Annotated in this window: 10 protein-coding genes; 5 read left to right on the top strand and 5 right to left on the bottom strand. The window is 69.1% G+C overall.

Annotated features, from left to right (window positions below; genetic code table 11):
* Nucleotides 1-70: 70 nt before the first annotated feature.
* The 5 genes from JFY56_RS20950 to recC all read right to left on the bottom strand — a co-directional run bounded on the left by JFY56_RS20950 (nt 71) and on the right by recC (nt 13,721).
* Nucleotides 71-1,267, bottom strand: a complete 1,197-nt coding sequence (locus JFY56_RS20950; protein WP_208316080.1) for an EAL domain-containing response regulator — start codon at nt 1,265-1,267, stop codon at nt 71-73.
* Nucleotides 1,246-4,089: an ATP-binding protein gene (locus tag JFY56_RS20945; RefSeq protein WP_208316079.1), complete on the bottom strand. Its 2,844-nt coding sequence runs from the start codon at nt 4,087-4,089 to the stop codon at nt 1,246-1,248. Before JFY56_RS20945 ends, JFY56_RS20950 begins: the two co-directional genes overlap by 22 nt.
* Nucleotides 4,090-4,570: 481 nt before the next feature.
* Complete coding sequence (recD, locus tag JFY56_RS20940) at nt 4,571-6,577, bottom strand: exodeoxyribonuclease V subunit alpha (RefSeq protein ID WP_208316078.1); 2,007 nt, start codon at nt 6,575-6,577, stop codon at nt 4,571-4,573.
* Nucleotides 6,574-10,263, bottom strand: coding sequence for an exodeoxyribonuclease V subunit beta (recB, locus tag JFY56_RS20935; protein WP_208316077.1), 3,690 nt, complete (start codon nt 10,261-10,263; stop codon nt 6,574-6,576). Before recB ends, recD begins: the two co-directional genes overlap by 4 nt.
* A complete protein-coding gene (gene recC, locus JFY56_RS20930; RefSeq protein ID WP_208316076.1) occupies nt 10,260-13,721 on the bottom strand; it encodes an exodeoxyribonuclease V subunit gamma in 3,462 nt (1,153 codons plus the stop codon). The genes recB and recC overlap by 4 nt, the downstream gene beginning before the upstream one ends.
* A 173-nt stretch (nt 13,722-13,894) precedes the next feature.
* On the opposite strand from recC, the gene JFY56_RS20925 reads away from it, so the two are divergent.
* From JFY56_RS20925 to JFY56_RS20905, 5 genes are read left to right on the top strand one after another with little or no spacing between them, the layout of a single operon-like run.
* Entirely contained in the window at nt 13,895-14,569 is a 675-nt protein-coding gene (locus JFY56_RS20925; protein WP_208316075.1) for a thermostable hemolysin, read from the top strand.
* Nucleotides 14,559-16,025: an AMP-binding protein gene (locus JFY56_RS20920; RefSeq protein WP_208316074.1), complete on the top strand. Its 1,467-nt coding sequence runs from the start codon at nt 14,559-14,561 to the stop codon at nt 16,023-16,025. The genes JFY56_RS20925 and JFY56_RS20920 overlap by 11 nt, the downstream gene beginning before the upstream one ends.
* Nucleotides 16,026-16,035: 10 nt before the next feature.
* Nucleotides 16,036-16,722 carry a TenA family transcriptional regulator gene (locus JFY56_RS20915; RefSeq protein ID WP_208316073.1) on the top strand — a complete coding sequence of 229 codons (687 nt, stop codon included), beginning with the start codon at nt 16,036-16,038 and terminating at the stop codon, nt 16,720-16,722.
* A complete protein-coding gene (locus tag JFY56_RS20910; RefSeq protein WP_208316072.1) occupies nt 16,709-17,509 on the top strand; it encodes an SDR family oxidoreductase in 801 nt (266 codons plus the stop codon). Before JFY56_RS20915 ends, JFY56_RS20910 begins: the two co-directional genes overlap by 14 nt.
* A complete protein-coding gene (locus JFY56_RS20905) occupies nt 17,506-18,150 on the top strand; it encodes a tetratricopeptide repeat protein (RefSeq protein WP_208316071.1) in 645 nt (214 codons plus the stop codon). The genes JFY56_RS20910 and JFY56_RS20905 overlap by 4 nt, the downstream gene beginning before the upstream one ends.
* The last annotated feature ends 1 nt before the right edge of the window (nt 18,151 follow it).

The raw sequence follows: 18,151 nt of genomic DNA, 5'->3' as shown, positions 1-18,151 counted from the left end.
CACTGAGCTTCAGTGCTGACTGTAGATGTCGAACACCCGCTCGGCGACCGACCCGACCAGCCGATGCCATTCAGTGTGTACGGGCCGGGCGTTCCTCCATCAGCAGCTGGGCGAACAGATGCGGCGCGACCGCCCTGGAAATCAGGAAGCCCTGGGCGCGGTCGCAGCCCAGCCGGCGCAGCATGGCCAGCTCGTCGGCGCTCTCCACGCCCTCGGCCACCACCTCCAGCCCGAGGTGCCGGCCCAGCCGGACGATGCTGTCCAGGGCGGCGGCCAGGCCCTCGTCCTCGATGCAGCCGTGCACCAGCGCGCGGTCGATCTTCAGCTCGGTGAACGGCGTCGAGACCAGGTTGTAGAACGAGCTGTAGCCCTGGCTGAAGTCGTCCTGGGCCAGGCCGAAGCCCTTCATCCGCAGGCGGCAGGCGCCGGCGTAGTAGTTGCCGGGTTCGCTGGTGGCGCTGCGCTCCAGCAGCTCGAAGACGATGCCGGCCGGCGCCGCGCGGCGCGCCACGACGAAATCGTGCAGGCGGTCCGGCAGGCTCGGATCGTCGAGCAGGTGCGTCGGCAGGTTCACCGAAACCGGTATGCGGCAGCCCAGCTCGGCCCACAGCTTCTGCGCATCGATAGCCTGTTCGAGCATCTTCCAGACCAGTTCCTCGTCCAGGCCCGCCTCTTCCAGCGCCGACAGGAAAACGCCGGGAAGCAACGTGCCGTGCTGCGGATGAACCCAGCGCACCAGCGCCTCGGCGGCGGCGATGCGGTCCTCGGCCAGCGACTGCTTCGGCTGGAACCAGGCCTGCATCTGGCCATTGCGCAGCGCCGCCGACAGTTCCTCGCGGCTGAACTCCGGGCGTTCGACCGGAGTCCCGGGACTGCGCCGCCCCATGCGGTTTTCCAGCCGGTCGATGAGGCGCTGGATGGACAGCGGCAGGGCCGGCTTGGCGATCATGTCGACCACCGTGATGCCCTGCATCTTCGCCACCTGGCAGGCGCTGCCGAGCATCCGCCGCGACGACGAGCTCATCAGCGCCAGCGGCGGCGGCTCGCGCAGCTCGGACATCCGCTGGATCAGTTGGACGCCGTCCAGGCCGGGCATCATCAGGTCGCTCAGAACCAGGTCGAAATCGCGCTCGCGCAGGCGGCGCATGGCATCCTCACCGTCTTCGGCGGCCTCCAGGGAACGCACGCCGAGGTCGCGGAACAGGTTCAGCAGGTACTCGCGCTGGAAGGCCTGGTCTTCGACGATCAGGATTCGGTAGGGGAGCATTCGCGGGCCTCCATCTGGATGGGTTTCAGGCAGCCGTAAAGGGAGTGCAGGTCGAGCGGCTTGACCAGGCAGGTGTTCATCCCCGACGCCAGGCAGCGCTCGATTTCCTCGCGCATCGCATTGGCGGTGGTGCCGATCAGCGGTACGCGGCAGCCCCGCTCGCGCAGGGCCCGGGCAAGCTGGTAGCCGTTCATGCCCGGCATGTTCACATCGGTCAGGACGACGTCGAACGCGCCGTCCTGCCACAGCCGCAACGCCTCCAGGCCATTGGAGGCCAGTACGACGCTGCAGTCGAGCTCCTCCAACTGGTCGCGCAGGATCAGCTGGTTGATCGGGTTGTCCTCCACCGCCAGCACGCGCATGCCCAGGCTGCGCTCGGTCGCCAGGACGGCGCCGTGGACCAGCTCTGCCTCCTTGCAGCCCTGGGCCAGGGAGACGGCCTGGAGGATCGCCGCCATGTTGTAACGCCCCACCAGCCAGTCGCAGCCCTGGCGCTGCGGGAAGTCATGCCCGCGCTCGGAAACGATCACCCGGCAGCCCGGCCAGTCCGGCAGCGGGTCGTCGTCCTCGCCGCCGAAGCGCACGTCCACCAGGACCGCATCCTCGCCGTCCTCGATCAGGCCACCGGGCGACACCACCAGCGCCCGCGCACCGTGGAGGCTGAGCCAGCCGCAGGTGCTTTCGGAGAACTCGCGTACCGGCGAGTGCACCCACACCGGCGTCGCGGCCAGCATCGGCTCCACCTCGGCCGGGCTGGGCAGCGCCTGCAGCGGCAGGCTGAGGGTGAAGCTGCTGCCCAGGCCGACGTCGCTGACCACCTGCAGGCGGCCGTTCATCAGGTTGCACAGGCGCAGGCAGATCGACAGGCCGAGCCCGGTGCCGCCGGCCATGCGCGAATGGTCGCCGACCTGGAAGAAGGGATCGAACAGGTAGCGCTGCGCCTCGGTGGAAATACCGATGCCGGTATCGGCGACCTGCCACACCAGCGTGACCCGCTCGCCTTCGCGGCGCTCGACCCGCACGCGCACCACGACCCGGCCGTTGTCGGTGAATTTCAGCGCGTTGCTCAGCAGGTTGTTGAGAATCTGCCGGATGCGCGTGGCATCGCCGAGCAGCAGCCGCGGCAGGTCCGGAGTGCTGCAGCCATACAATTGCAGCCCCTTGCTGCGCGCCGCCGCCGCATAGGACTGGAGAACGCCTTCGAGCAGCTCCATGGGCGAGAACTCGACCAGTTCCAGCCCCAGCTGGCCGGCTTCGATCTTCGACACGTCGAGCACATCGCCGATCAGTTGCAGCAGCGTCGACGAGGAACGCTGGATGGCCTTCAGGTAGCCGGCCTGCTGCGCGTCCAGGGAGGTCCGGCCGAGCAGTTCGAGGGTGCCGAGCACGCCGTAGAGGGGCGTGCGGATCTCGTGGCTCATGGTCGCCAGGAACAGCGTCTTCGCCGCGTTCGCCGCATCCGCCGTGAGCTTGGCCTCGGCCAGCGCGGCCTCCGTCTGCTTGCGCGCGCTGATGTCGCTGAAGGCGCAGAGCAGCACGTCCTCGCCCTTGTAGCGGGTCGGCGCGTAGCTCAGGTGGAGATGCCGGCCGCCGGCCAGCTCCAGTTCTTCCGTGGCGCCGCCGGGTTCGCCGTCGAAGGCCCTGGCGATCCAGGCGTGACTCCAGCGCCGGCGCTGCTCGCCCTCCCCCAGCCAGTGCAGCGCCAGGCGGTTCTCCATGACCACCTCGCCATCCTTGCGGCGCAGCACGCAGAGCGCCACCGGCGCGGTCTGGATCACCGTGCTGGAAAACGCCTCGCTGTCCACCAGCGCATCGAGGCGCCGCTGGTCCGGCTCGATCAGGCGCCGCTCGATGCGCCGGCACAGTCCCCAGAGCATGCCGCCGGCGGCCAGGCTGAGCAGCAGCGACAGCAGGATGCGCGGCCACAGCGGCGCCAGCAGGGTGGACAGGTCGACATAGCGGATCAGCGTCCACTTCGAATTGCCCAGGTGCACCAGCAGCGCCAGGTTCCAGGAGAACGCTCCCGAGCGGCTGAAGGCGAAGGTGTCGTGCTGCCACAACGCGCTGAACTGCTCCCCGAGACCGGGCGTCATGTCGCTGCCGAGAATTTCCCGGTGCTGCCGGTCGAGCAGCAGGTAGTCGCCGGCGGCGCTGTCGTCGAAGGCCGCGGTCAGCTCCGCATTGCTCAGCTCCAGGCCCAGCCAGCCGGCCTCCTGCAGCGTGGAAACACGCACGAACAGATAGAGCCGCCCCTTGGCATCCGTCGGATCGGCCAGCCAGCGCACCCCGACCCGCTCCGCCTCGGTGCCGGGCCGGTGCAGGGCATCGAGCACCGCCGTGGGCACCACCGGATTGAGCGCGACCGAATCGTACAGGCGCGACACCGTGGCCGCCGGGCCCGGCGCGACGTACAGAAGGCTCAGATTCTTCTCGCGCAGCTCCCGCAGGTCACGCCCGGAAAGGAACAGGCTGCGCCCGGCGGCATCGCCAAGGGCGACGGTCACGTAGTCATGCGGCGGCAGCGGCTCGCTCAGGAACGGCAATGCTATCGGCCTGTCGCCACTGCCGAACATCACGCCACGGCCGAGGTGCTCCAGCAGGGACTCGCGCTGGTAGAGAAACAGCTGCGCCTCGTACATCGAGGCGTTCATCAGTCGGCGATGGCGCGAGACCTCGCTATTGAAGGATTCGTTGAGAAAAAAACTCTGCGTGGAAACCAGGCACAACAGCAGCGCCCAGGCGAGCACGCGCAGCAACTTGCGCAGCGCCTGCGGAGTGGAAAACGACGTATCGAGTGGGTGAAGAAATCGTCGGAGCTTCATGGCCGACAGCGTGACGGAGCGCCCGGCCTTATCCCATAAGACAATTCTAAAAAGTCGCGCCGGCGATCATGGCTGGCATGAAAGATGATGCCGGGCCGCACCATAGAGCGGCTGAGGCGTGCCAGCACCTAATGATCGCGGGCATGGCCCCACGATTGGCCGTGGGGCGAACTTCCGTAGGAGCGGGCCATGCCCGCGAAGCTTTTGCGTTGCCGGCGTTCGCGGACATGGTCCGCTTCCTACGGATACTCCGGTGTTGCGATCCCCTCACCCCAACCCTCTCCCGGAGGGAGAGGGGGCGCGACGGTGTGAGGTGGTACACCATGCCAGCCGGCAACTCCGGACAGTCCCCTCTCCCTGAGGGTGAGGGTTAGGGTGAGGGGGATGCATCATGACGATGCAAGACAGTTGCTCCTACATTCTGCCCCCTGCGCCGAAGTTACCGTAGGATGGGTTGAGCGCAGCGATACCCATGACCGCCCTACCCCTCCAGCAACCCGCTCGCCCTCTGCACCCTTCGCTCGATCGCCGGCTCCAGCACCCGACCGCCGCTGCTGGCCAGGGTGAACCACTTCCGCGCCCGGGTGATGCCGGTGTAGACCAGTTCGCGGGTGAGGATCGGGTTGAGGCTGTCCGGCAGCAGCAGCGCCGCGTGGGTGAATTCCGAGCCCTGGGACTTGTGCACGGTCATGGCGAATACCGTCTCCACCGCCTGCAGGCGGCTCGGCAATATCCAGCGGATGCCCTGCGTGCCATCGCCAGCCGGGAAGGCCACGCGCGGCACCAGCCTGGTCACGCCATCGACGGTCTGCGGCAGCGCCAGGGTGATGCCGATATCGCCGTTCATCAGCCCGAGGCCGTAATCGTTGCGCGTCACCAGCACCGGACGGCCGAGGAACCAGCCATGGGCAGATGGAATCAGCCCCTCGCCATGCAGCAGCTCGGTGATCCGCTGGTTCAGCCCTTCCACGCCCCACGGACCACGGCGCAGCGCGCAAAGCAGCTGGAACTCGCCGTGCTCCTTGAGCACCTTTCCCGCCCAGGCATCGAAGACTTCCGGGCCATCCTCCGGCCTCGGTTGCCTGGCAACGGCCAGCAGGTAATTCCGATAACCGACCGGCCCGAACATGTCCCCACCGCGCCCGCCATCCACCACCAGATCGCGCAGCACCCGCGAATCCCTGGCATCCACGCTGACCCTCGCCAGATCGGCGTAGCCGCTTTTCCACACCGCCTTCAGCGCCGCCACGTCGCCGGCGTTCACCGCCTCGGCAAGCTGGCCGATGCCGCTGTCGGACTTGAAGCGATGGCTGTGGCGCAGCATGGCCACCGCCTGATCCAGCGGCGTGCCGCTCTCGTCGATCAGCGCGGTGTCGATGCTTTCGCCGGTCACCTGTTGCAGCCAGTCACGGGTCTGCGGCCGGTAGTGGCCCTCGCGGGCGCGGCTGCACAGTTCGCCGAGCACCGCGCCGGCTTCCACCGAGGCCAACTGGTCCTTGTCGCCGAGCAGGATCAAGCGGGCGCGCGGCGGCAGCGCGGCGAGAAGCGCGGACATCATCTCCAGATCGACCATGGACGCCTCGTCCACCACCAGCAAGTCCAGCGCCAGCGGGTTGCCGGCGTGGTGGCGGAACTGGCGGCTGTCCGGACGGCTGCCGAGCAGGCGGTGCAGCGTGGTGACTTCGGTGGGGATAACCTCGCGCGCCGCCTCGCCATTGGATAGCGCGGAAAGATCCAGGCGATCCACCGCCCCGGCGATTGACTCGTTCAACCGCGCGGCCGCCTTGCCGGTCGGCGCGGCCAGACGGATGCGCAACGGCCTGCCGCCGTCCAGCGCCAGGCTCTGTAGCAGCGCCAGCAGGCGCACCACGGTGGTGGTCTTGCCGGTGCCGGGGCCGCCGGTGACGATGCCGAAGGCATTGCCGGCCATCAGCGCACAAGCCAGCTTCTGCCAGTCCGTCGGTGCATCCTTCTTCGCCGGGAACAGCGCATCCAGCGCCTGCCGCAGCGGCGCTTCCGGCAGCGCGCTGCGCAGTTCCTCGCCCCGCCGCAGCCGCGCATCGATACCGGCGCGCACGTCGCGCTCGTACTGCCAGTAGCGACGCAGATACAACCGGCGGCCGGCCAGCACCAGCGGCGTATTGCCCGGACCATTCGCCACCAGTCGCGCATCGCTCAGCGCAGCCTGCCAGCCGGTAAGGTCGATAAGATCGAGCAGCGCTCCGGGCAGTGTCGGCGCGTCCTTCTCATTCTCCCCTTCCGGCGGCAGCGACAGGGCGAAGCGGCTGTCGGCCAGGGTCGCGGCGAGGTCGAGGCAGACGTGCCCGCGCCCTAGCTGATGGCTGGCCAATGCGGCGGCGAGAATCAGCAGCGGGTCGGCATCCGGCGCCTGTTCGGCGAGGAAGGCGGCGAAGGCGCGATCCAGCTCGCGCAGCCAGCCACGTGCGGCCCACTGGCCGAGCAGGTCGAGCATTTCCACGGCCTTCATGCCGGCACCTCCAGATGGCGGAACAGCGCATCCAGCTCATCCATCAACTGCTTCGGCGGCTTCTCCCAATGCAGGCCCTGAGTCGCCGACTGGCTGCCGCGCAGGAACAGGTAGAGGGCGCCGCCGACATGCCGGTCGTAGTCGTAGTCCGCCAACCGCGCCTGCAGCAGACGGTGCAGGGCGAACAGGTAGAGCACGTATTGCAGGTCGTAACGGTGCGCCAGCAGCGCGCCGCGAATCGCCTCGCGGTCGTAGGCGGCCTCGTCGGCGCCCAGCCAGTTGGATTTGTAGTCCGCCACGTAGTAGCGCCCCTCGTGTTCGAACACCAGGTCGATGAAGCCCTTGAGCATGCCGTTCAACTGGTTCGGTTGCAGCGCCGGCCGTACCGCGCCGCCCAGCGTGTGTTGCCGGGCCAGCGCATCGAGGCGGCGGCTGTCGACCTGCTTCGTGGCGAACCAGAACTCCATTTCCTTCTGGTAGCTGGCAAGACCGGCCAGCCGCACCGGCGCCGCATCGGGCAGGAGGAAATCGGTACGCAGCAGACGCGGCAGCCAGTCGCTCAGCGGATCGATCCATTCCTCCCAGCCACGCAGCCGGCAGCGCCGGGCGATCTGGTCGCGAATGGCGTCATCGCTCAGCGCAGCGAAGCCCTCGTCCGCCGCCCACTCCAGCAGGCCATGCAGGAAGCTGCCGGGATTGGAGCCACGCGGAAACGCATGCAGACTGCCCGGCGCCGGCAGCGCCTCGGCTTCGTGGCGCTCTTCCAGCACGCTCTCGCGCAGCAGGTCCTCGCTGGCGCTGGTCGGCTCGTCGGCGGCGGGCGGCGGCAGGATTTCGTCCTCGTCGCCCTCCACCGCCAACGCGGCCAGCGCGGAGTAACTGGCGATCCACCATTTCTCCGCCACGCGGCGACGCGGCTCGCGGGCATTGCCCAGCGCGCCCGCCTCTTCCGCGACATACAGCTGTTCATCCACCGACGGCGCCGGTTCGATGGCGATGGCTGTGCAACCGGTTTGCAGGTCTTCGAGACGCTTGTGGATATCCTCCACCGCCAGCGCCACGCCCCCGCCGAGCAGATAGCCGACCGCGCCCTTGTGCAAACCGGGGCTCTTGGCGTTACCGGATACCAGCGGCGCCATGCCCAGCCACACCGCATGCCGCGCGCGGGTCAGGGCCACGTAGAGCAGGCGCATGTCCTCGCTGAGACGTTCGTCGTTGGCCTTGTCGAAGGCGGCGGCGACCAGATCCTTGTCGCGGGACAGCTCGACCACCCGCGCATCGCCGTCCTGGAAGCTCGGCGGCGTCGCGCTCTTGCCGTCCAGCTCGCGCCAGCTGCAGATGAACGGCAGCAGCACCAGCGGATATTCCAGGCCCTTGGACTTGTGGATGGTCACCACCTTGATCAGGTCGGCGTCGCTTTCCAGGCGGAGGATTTCCTCGCTGGACGGGTTTTCCAGCTGTTCGGCGAGTACCCGCAGCAGCGCATGTTCGCCGTCCAGTTCCACCGCCTCGCGCTGCAGCCATTCGGCCAGGTGCAGCAGGTTGGTCAGGCTGCGTTCGCCGTCCGCCTGGCGCAGCAGGCGCGCCGGCAATGCGAAGTCGGCGAGCAGGCGACGCAGCATCGGCAGCACGCCCTGCTGCTGCCACAGCGCGCGGTAGTCGCGGAAGCGCAGCACGGTGTCTTCCCAGAAGCGCTCGTCCTGGTTCAGCCGCTCCAGCGTCTGCCAGTCGAGGTCGAGGCTGCGGGTCGCCAGCGCGGCGCGCAGGGCGCCGTCATCGCCGGGATCGGCGCAGGCGCGCAGCCAGTGCAGCAGGTCGCCGGCTTCCGGGCTGTCGAACACCGAGTCGCGGTCGGACAGGTAGACGCTGGACAGCCGCCGCGCCGCCAGTTCGTTGCGGATCGCCTCGGCCTCGCTGCGGCCGCGCACGAGGATGGCGATATCCGCCGGGCGCAGCGGCTTCAATCCGCCTTCCTTGCGGAATCCGGCGCGATCCTGCTGCGCGAGCGTGAGCCAGTCGCGGATGGCGCTGGCGCAACGGGCAGCCATTTCCTTGCGGTAGAGCGTGGAGCCGACCACCTGACCGTCGTTGTCCAGTGTCCAGAAGGTCATGGCTGGCGCCGGCTGTCCGTCGAGCTCCAGCACCTCATCGCGGCCGTTGGCTTCGACGCCATGGAACGGCACCGGGTTTTCGCCCGTCTCGTCGGCGAAGCGGAATGCGCCACGCTCGTGCTTTTCGGCGAAGGCGAAGCAGCCATTGGCCGCCGCGACCATATCGACGGTGGAGCGGTAGTTGGTGCCCAGCGTGTAGTGCCGGCCGGCGGTGGCGGCGCGGGCGCGCAGGTAGGTGTGGATATCGGCGCCGCGGAAGGCGTAGATCGCCTGCTTGGGGTCGCCGATCAGGAACAGGCCGAGGTCCGGCGGGTTGTCGGCAATGCGGTAGATGCGCTCGAAGATGCGGTACTGCAGCGGGTCGGTGTCCTGGAATTCGTCGATCAGCGCCACCGGGAACTGCTCGCGGATGCGCTCGGCCAGATGCCCGCCGCCGGGGCCGGCCAGGGCGCGGTCGAGGCGGATCAGCAGGTCGTCGAAGCCGAGTTCGGCGCGGCGTTGCTTCTCCGCTTCCAGCGCCGCGCGCACTTCGCCGAGGGCATGCAGCAGCAGGCTGGGAGCGATATTCGGGCAATCGCCGTCCAGCTCCAGCAGGGCATCGATAGCCTGCAGCGCCGGGTGTTCCGGCACCGTGGCCTTGCCCTTGAGCTTGATCCGCGTCTGGCCGAACTTGCCGAGATTGTCCGGCGCAGCGCCGCCTTCGCTCCAGGCGGCCAGCGCTTCCAGCCAGCCGGCGAAGGTGGCGTCGTCGTCCTTGCCGCGATAGCTGGTGCCGTTGAGGTGCGGGCGCAGGTCGTGCAGCAGTTTTTCCACCCCCTCGCGCTCGGCTTTCCAGGCTTCGCGGGCGCCGGTTTCGGCGGCATCGCGATTGGCGTACCACTCGCCGGTCTGCTCCAGCAACGCAGCGAGGGACTCCGGCGCCAGCAGCGGCCGGTCGGCATAGCGGAAGCCGGCTTCCTGCTGCGCCAGCAGCGGCTGCAACGCGCGGGCCAGTGCCTCGGGGCCGGACCAGCAGTGCGCCACGGCATTCGCCGCGCCGCGTGCGAGCGGGTAGAAGTTGCGCCGCCAGTAGTCGCGCACGGCTTCGGCGAGCAGCTCGCTCTGGTCGGCGGCGAGGTCCTGGGTGAACAGGCTGCCGCTGTCGAAGGCGTGCTCGCGCAGCATGCGATAGCACCAGCTGTGGATGGTCGAGACGGCGGCCTCGTCCATCCATTCGGCGGCCAGGCGCAGCAGGCGCGCGCGGCCGGGCCAGCGTTCGGCGGGATAGCTGTCGCGCAACTGCACCAGCAGGCCGTCGTGCTTCGCCTCGGGCTCGGCGAAGCAATGCGCCGCCTCGGTCAGGCGCAGGCGGATGCGGTCGCGCAATTCCTGCGTCGCCGCGTCGGTGAAGGTCACCACCAGGATTTCCGGCGGACTCAAGGGCCGGCCGAACGCCTGTTCGCCGCCGTGGGCCAGCACCAGCCGTACATAAAGAAGCGCGATGGTGAAGGTCTTGCCGGTACCGGCGCTGGCCTCGATCAGGCGGCTGCCGTGCAGCGGGAAATCCAGTACGTCGAGTTGCACGGGCGCGCTCATGCGGCGTCCTCCGCGTCGTCCTGACGGGTCAGGAGGTTGTACAACGGACCGTAGAGCGCCTCGGCCCAGGTGGCGAATTCGCCGCTGGCGTTCAGCGCGGCGAAGTCCGGATAGACCCGCGCCAGCGCCGGCGACGAGGCCGCCTCGCCATTGAGGTTGAAGCCGCCGTCATAGCGCTTGGCCGCCTCACCCAGCTTGCGCTGCTCATCCTCGCCAGCGGTCAGCCAGCCGAACGCCGCCTTGCACGCCACCGGCAGCGGCCGACGCATGCCTTCGAGCCAGGCATCGATCAGCCGGTCCAGCTCGGCGCGCGCCTGCTCCGTCGACAGCGGCGGCAGTTCCAGGGTGTCGGTCAGGCCGACCAGCAGGCTGCTCACCGGTTCGCCGCAGAGTTGCAGGGCCAGATGCCGCACCCAGTGACGTACCAGCGTGTGCCACTTGTAGCCGCGCCCTTCGTGCAGCTTGCCGCTGATCAGTTGCAGGCTGGCGAGACGGCCGTCGGCGTTGCGGCGCAGTCCGCCGAGCCAGTCGGACAGCTCGACGCCCGCATGGCTGTGGACAAGTTCGCGCTGCTCTTCCTCGGCAATGGCCCAGTAGTCCAGTTGCTCGCGATAGCGGGCAAGCAGGTCGTGCAGCGGCGCGGCCAGTTCCCGCGCGGAGAAGTCGCCGAACGCCGCCAATGGCAGGCGGCCTTCGCGGCGCAGGCGCTCGACTTCATCTTCCAGCCGCTGCGACAGACGCTCGGCCTGCCAGTCCTGCTCGACCCACGGGCGCATGCGCTCGCTCAGTTCGAATTGCAGTTGCCAGTTTTCCAGCCCATTCAGCTCGAAGGGTTCCTCGTCGTTGCCGGTCAGCTGTTCCTCGCCGAAGCGCACCTTCAGGCGCTGCACGAAAAAGGCATTGACCGGGTTGGCGAGAAAGTCGGCCAGCACGCGCAGGCCGATGGCTGCGTCGAGGGTGAGCGGCGCCAGCGGTTCCTCGCCGCTCGCCGGCAGTTCCTCGCGATGCACTTCGCGCCATTCGCGGGCGTAGGTGAAGAGTCCGTCGATGCCCTCGACCTCGGCTTCGAAGTAGTTGCGGCTGAAGGGTTGCAGCGGGTGCTCGCGGGTCAGGGCCTTCAGCAGCTTACCGTCGCCTGCCAGCTTCCAGCCGGCGGCGAGGTGGTCGCGCAACTGGCCGATCAGCACCGAGGGCGCCCGCTCGCTGTTGTCGCGGATGCTGCGGCCGACCCAGCTGATATAGAGCTGGTCGCGCGCCGAGAGCAGCGCCTCCAGCAGCAGGTAGCGGTCGTCCTCGCGCCGCGAGCGGTCGCCGGGGCGGTAGTCGTTGCGCATCAGGTCGAAGTCCAGCGGCGATTGCTGGCGCGGGTAGTCGCCGTCGTTCATGCCGAGCAGGCAGACCAGCCGGAACGGAATGGCGCGCATCGGCATCAGGGTGCAGAAGCTCACCGCGCCGGCGAGGAAACGCTGGTTCAGGCCGCCGGCATCCAGCCCGCCGAGCCAGGCTTCGCGCACCACCGAGAGCGGCACGGGATCGGCGAAGCCGGCATGGGTACAGGTCTCCAGCCAGCCATCGCGCAGCTTCAGCAATTGCTGGTGGAGCAGCTCTTCATGTTCATCACTGACCCGGAAGAAGCGCTCCAGCAACTCGCCCAGGCGTTCGCCCCACTGCTCCGGCGTCGCTTCGCCGGCCAGTTCGTCGCAGGTGCGTTCCAGCGCCGCCAGCAGATTCGCCAGCGGGCCGAGCACGGCGGCATCCAGCCCGCCGATCTCGGCATACGGCTGGATGCCCTGGAACGCCTCGCCCTCGCCCACCGCGAAGCCGAGCAGCATGCGCCGCAGGCCGAAGCGCCAGCTGTTCGCCTCGTCGGCGGCGGGCAGGCCGAGGCGTTCGCGCTGCGCGCCATCCAGCCCCCAGCGCACGCCGGCGCCATCGATCCAGCGGCGCAGCAGCGGCAGGTCGGCATCAGACAGGCCAAAGCGCGCGCGCAGGGCGGCGACGTCCAGCAGGTCGAGGACTTCGCTCACTGCGAAGCGGCTTTCCGGCAGGCGCAGCAGGTGTTCCAGCGCCACCAGCAGCGGCTCGCGGCCGCGCTGGCCCTGGTCGGCCAGGGTGTAGGGGATGAAGCGGCGATCATCGCGCGGCAACTGGCCGAACACCGCCTCGATGTGCGGCGCGTAGGTGTTGACGTCCGGCACCATGACGATCACGTCGCGCGGGCGCAGCGCCGGGTCGGCGTCGAAGCGGGCGAGCAACTGGTCGTGGAGGATTTCCACTTCCCGCTGCGCGCTGTGGGCGACATGGAAGCGCACCGACAGGTCGTCTTGCGGATCGACCGGCGGCCAGTGCTCGCGGCTTTCCGCCAGCGGGCGCAGTTCGAGGATGTCGTCCTGCAACTGGCCGAGCAGCGTGGTCGGCTGGTCGTCGCTGAACAGGTCGATACGCCCGGCGTCGAACTGGTTGCGGTAGCTTTCCGGGTCGTCGTAGCGGTCGAGCAGGTTGATGTAGTCGCGCCCCTGCTTGCCCCAGGCGGCCAGCAGCGGCTGTGCGTACTGGTGCTGGTGGTCGTCGTCGAGCAGTTCCGGCGTGCCGGCGCGGCGGCGCTGGCGGCGGTATTCGTGACGCAGCAGGTCCTTGTCGGCGACGATATCGGCCCAGTGGTGGCGGCAGGGGTTGTGCACGCAGAGCAGTACCTGGGCGAAGCGCGACAGCGCGGCCAGCGCCTCGACGGTCTGCGCCGGCATGGCGGAGATGCCGAACACCACGACGCGGCGCGGCAGGGCTTTCGGACGTTCGATGGCGGCTTCCAGGCAATCGAGGAAACGTCGGTGCACCCCGGCGCGGCTGCTCGCCAGTCCATCGGCGCCAACCTCGTCGATCAGCGCCCGCCACAGCTCGGCCTGCCAGCGGTTGTCCTCGTCCAGCTCGCGCACCGTGCCGTTGGCCAGGCGCAGCTGGTCGCGGCCTAGGCTCCAGTCCTCCAGCCAGTCGGCGCGGTAGACCTGGTACTGGTCGAACAGGTCAGCCAGGCGTTCGGCCAACTGGTGGCGCTTGCGCAGATCGGCGTCGTCGGCGAGGAAGCGCTGCAGGGTCTGGAACTGCTCGCGTTCCAGCAGGGTCGGCAACAGGTGCATCAGGCGCCAGGTCAGCGGCGCCTTGTCGAGCACGGAAACCTCGGGAATCTCCTCGCGCCCCAGCGCTCCGCGATAGGCACGCCAGAGGAATTGCGCCGGCAACTGCACGTCCAGCGCCGCGGTGATGCCGCAGCCGCCCTCCTCCACGTCCCGCGCCAGCGCGAGCTTGAGCCACTGGGCGATGCCGTTGCTCTGCACCAGGATCACCTCGTTCTCCAGCGGCGCCAGCGGATGCAGGCTCATCCACTGCACCAGCAGGTCGCGCAGGTCTTCCGGGTGGTTACCGTGGATGACCATCAGGCCGGGCTTGAGTTGCGCGCTCATCGAATCTCCATGTGCCGGGCGGAAGAACGGGCATTTCAGCAAAAAAACCGTCGATCCGCTGTTGGTTTTTCCAGCGTTGCCGTTGGGCGCCCCGCAGGCCAGCTTCAGACTGCCTTCAGATTCGCTGCCGATACTCGCCCCCATTGCACAGTCCCGCAGGGGGGGAGCGACACATGACCGGCGACGAATGGAGTTCGCTGTTCCCATTTCATTTCGACCAGCGCGCGGAGCATCGCGCCAGCCTCGAACTGCTGCGCAGCGGCGATGCCGGCCGCGAGCAGGTGGAAGAGTTCATCCACGACCGTTTCAGCCATGCGCACCATGCCGACATCCGCCATTTCCTGCCGGAGCTGCTCGCCCTGCGCGATGCCGAGGGGCGGTTGCTGGCGGTCGCCGGGATGCGCCTGGCCGAGTCGGGGCCGCTGTTTCTCGAACAGTATCTCGACGAGCCGCTGGAACATCCCGTGTCGCGCCTGGCCGGGCGCGCGGTGGAGCGGGCGGAGCTGGTCGAGGTCGGCAACCTGAGTTCCGTCGGCGCCGGCAGCGCACGCCTGATCATCATCGCGGCGACCTGGCTGCTCGCCGCCCGCGGGCTGGAATGGGTGGCCTTCACCGGCGCCGCCAGCCTGCTCAACAGCTTCCACCGCCTGGGTCTGGAACCGCTGGTGCTGGCCCGCGCCGAAGCGCAGCGGCTGGGAAACGAGCACGACGACTGGGGCAGCTACTACGCGCAGCAGCCGCACGTGTTCGCCGGCAACATCCGCCACGGTCGCGACCTGTTGCAGCGCGGCGGGGTGTTCGCCGGCCTGGGCTTTCCCTTTCTGAACGAGACCGGCCATGCAGCCTGAACTGAGCGCACTATGGGAAACCCTGCGCCGGCTCGGCGCGCACCAGCCCGGGCGGGTCGCCCTGCACGGCGACGGCCTGGTCTGCCATTACGGCCAGTTGCTGCACGAAGTGGAGCGGCGCGAGGAATGGCTGCGCGCGGAGCCCCCGGGCGTATTCGCCCTGGCACTGGAGAACGGTCCCGAGGCCCTGCTCTGGGACCTGGCGGCACTGCTCGCCGGACGACCCTGCGTGATCCTGCCGCCGTTCTTCACCCCGGCGCAGCGCGCCCACTGCCTGGAGCAGACCGGCGCCACGCTGCTGCTGGCCGATGGAGACATGGCCGAGGAACTGGCGGGGCTCGGCTTTGCCGCCGACCCGCCATTCTGGCGCCGGCCGCAGCGGGGCGATGCGGTCCTGCCGGCAGGCACGGCGAAGATCACCTACACCTCCGGCAGCACCGGCGCGCCCAAGGGCGTCTGCCTGAGCGCGCAGGCGCTGTTGCGGGTGGCCTACGAAGTGGAGCTGGCCAGCCGTCCCGCCGAGCCGCAGCGTTACCTGGCGGTCCTGCCGCTGGCGGTGCTGCTGGAAAACCTCGGCATCTACGCCGCGTTGCTGGCCGGCGCCGAGATCGTCCTGCTGCCGCAGGAACGGCTGGGCATCGGCGGCGCCAGCAGCGTCGACTGGCCGCGCCTGCTCGACTGCATCGCCCTCAGCGGCGCGCAGAGCCTGATCCTCGTGCCGCAACTGCTGCTCGGCCTGGTCACGGCCATCGAGCGCGGGCAGATGCAGGTCGGGCCGCTGCGCTTCGTCGCGGTCGGCGGCGCGCACGTCTCGCCCGAGCTGCTGGCCCGCGCGGCGCAGGTCGGCCTGCCGGTATACGAGGGCTACGGGCTCTCCGAATGCGCCTCGGTGGTGTGCCTGAACCGCCCTGGCGCCAACCGCCCCGGCAGCGTCGGCCAGCCGCTGCCGCATGTGCAGGTGCGGCTGGCGGAGGACAGCGAGGTGCTGGTCAGCGGCTCGGTAGCGCTCGGCTATCTCGGCGAGGCGCCGTTCGACGGCGAGTGGTGGCCCACCGGCGACGTCGGCCGCTTCGACGAGGACGGCTACCTGTACCTCGGCGGGCGCAAGAAGAACCAGTTCATCACCAGCTTCGGCCGCAACGTCAATCCGGAATGGGTCGAGGCGGAACTGACGCAGAACGGCGTCATCCTCCAGGCCTTCGTCCACGGCGAGGGCCTGCACCAGAACCTCGCCCTGCTCTGGCCGCTGGACCCCCAGTGCGCCGACGCGACGCTGGCCGCCGCCGTGGAGCAGGCCAACCGCAATCTGCCCGACTACGCGCAGATACATGCCTGGCGGCGGCTGCCGCAACCCTTCGATCTCGCCAGCGGCACGCTCACCGCCAACGGCCGCCCGCGCCGCGCGGCCATTCTCGAGCGCTACCGCAACGAACTGTCAGCCCTGGTTACCGAATGAGGTGATTGCCATGCCATTCTTCGACACCCTGCAAACCGCCACCGCCAGCGAACGCGAGGCGCTGTTCGGCGTCCCGGTGATCCGCGAGGCGCTGGCCGGCGTGGTCAGCCTGGAGGGCTACGTCGCCTTCCTCACCCAGGCCTACCACCATGTCCGCCATACCGTGCCGCTGCTGATGGCCTGCGGCGCGCGCCTGCCCGCCCGCCTGGAGTGGCTGCGCGGTGCCGTCTGCGAGTACATCGACGAGGAATACGGCCACGAACGCTGGATTCTCGACGACATCGCCGCCTGCGGAGGCGATGCGGATGCCGTGCAGGGCAGCCGTCCGGCGCTGCCCATCGAGCTGATGGTGGCCTATCTCTACGACCTCATCGCCCGCGGCAACCCGGTCGGCCTGTTCGGCATGGTCAACGTCCTCGAAGGCACCAGCGTCGCCCTCGCCACCCATGCCGCCGGCAGCATCCGCGACAGCCTCGGCCTGCCCGGGAACGCCTTCAGCTACCTGAGCTCCCACGGCGCGCTGGACCAGGACCACATGCAGACCTATCGCAGCCTGATGAACCGCCTCGACGATGCCGACGACCAGGCCGCGGTGATCCATTCCGCGCGGGTGGTCTACCGCCTGTACGCCGACATGTTCCGTGGCCTGCCGCGCGCCGGGGCGACCGCTGCCGAGGTGCGCCATGCGACTGTCTGAATGCCGCGCAGTGCTCACCGGCGCCAGCGGCGGCATCGGCCTGCAACTGGCGGAACAGCTGTGCGCCGCCGGTGCGCGGGTGCTGGCGGTGAGCCGCCACGAAGGCGCCCTGGCCGCCCTGCGGCAATGTTATCCACAGACGCTGGGCTGGCAGATGGCCGACCTTCGCACGGCCGCCGGGCGCCAGGTGGTGCTCGACGCGGCCAGGGCGATGGGCGGCGCCAACCTGCTGATCAACGCCGCCGGGGTCAATCGCTTCGCCCTGCTGGAGCAGATCGGCGAAACGCAGCTCGACGACCTGCTCGCCCTCAACATCGGCGCCACCCTGCAACTGACCCGCGCCATGCTGCCGATGCTGCGCGCCAACCCGCATGCGCTGGTGGTCAACGTCGGCTCGATCTACGGCTCCATCGGCTACCCCGGCTACACCGCCTACTGCGCCAGCAAGTTCGCCCTGCGCGGCTTCTCCGAGGCGCTGCGGCGGGAACTCGCCGACACCCCGGTGGACGTGCTCTACGTCGCCCCGCGCGCCACCCGCACGAGCATGAACGGCGCCGCCGTGCTGGCCCTGAACGCCGCGCTGAAGGTCAGCATGGACGAGCCGAAGGATGTCGCCCGCGCCGTGCTGCAGGCCATCGAGAAGAGCCGCAGCGAGCTCTACCTCGGCTGGCCGGAAAAGCTCTTCGTGCGCCTCAACGGAATGCTGCCGCGCATCGTCGACCGCGCCCTGCGCAAGCAGCTGCCGCTGATCCGCCGCTACAGCCATACCCAGGAGCACCCGAAATGAAACGCCTGATCCTCAGCCTCTGCCTGTTCCTCGTCACGCCGCTGGTCTGGGCGCTGGACGCGAACGGCAGCCAGCACCTCGCCGCGATCCAGCAGCGCTGGGCGGAAATCCAGTACCGCACGCCCGAAGCGCAACGCGCCGTCGCCTTCGAAAAACTCGCCGCCGACAGCGAAGCCTTCACCCACGAACAGCCGGGCGCGGCGGAAGCCTGGATCTGGCACGGCATCGTCAGCAGCAGCTGGGCCGGCGCCGAGGGTGGACTGAGTGCGCTGGGCAAGGTGAAGACCGCCCGCGCCAGCCTGGAGAAGGCGCTGCAACTGGACCCCGGTGCCCTGCAAGGATCGGCCTATACCAGCCTCGGCGCACTGTACGACCGCGTGCCCGGCTGGCCGCTCGGCTTCGGCGACGAGGACAAGGCCGAGCAGATGCTGCGCAAGGCGTTGCAGTTGAATCCGGACGGCATCGACAGCCTGTACTTCTGGGGCGACCACCTGTACCGGCAGAAGCAGTACAACGCCGCCGCCTCGGCGCTGGAAAAGGCCCTGCAGGCGCCGCCGCGCCCCGGACGGGAGCTGGCGGACCAGGGCCGGCGCGGCGAGATCGATGCTTTACTCAGGGAAATCCGCGAGAAACAGGACTGAG

The sequence above is a fragment of the Pseudomonas schmalbachii genome (assembly GCF_017589465.1).
GTDB classification, from domain to species: Bacteria; Pseudomonadota; Gammaproteobacteria; order Pseudomonadales; family Pseudomonadaceae; genus Pseudomonas; species Pseudomonas schmalbachii.
The sequence above is the reverse complement of the archived record's forward strand: the minus strand, read 5'-3'. Positions and strand labels throughout refer to the sequence as shown.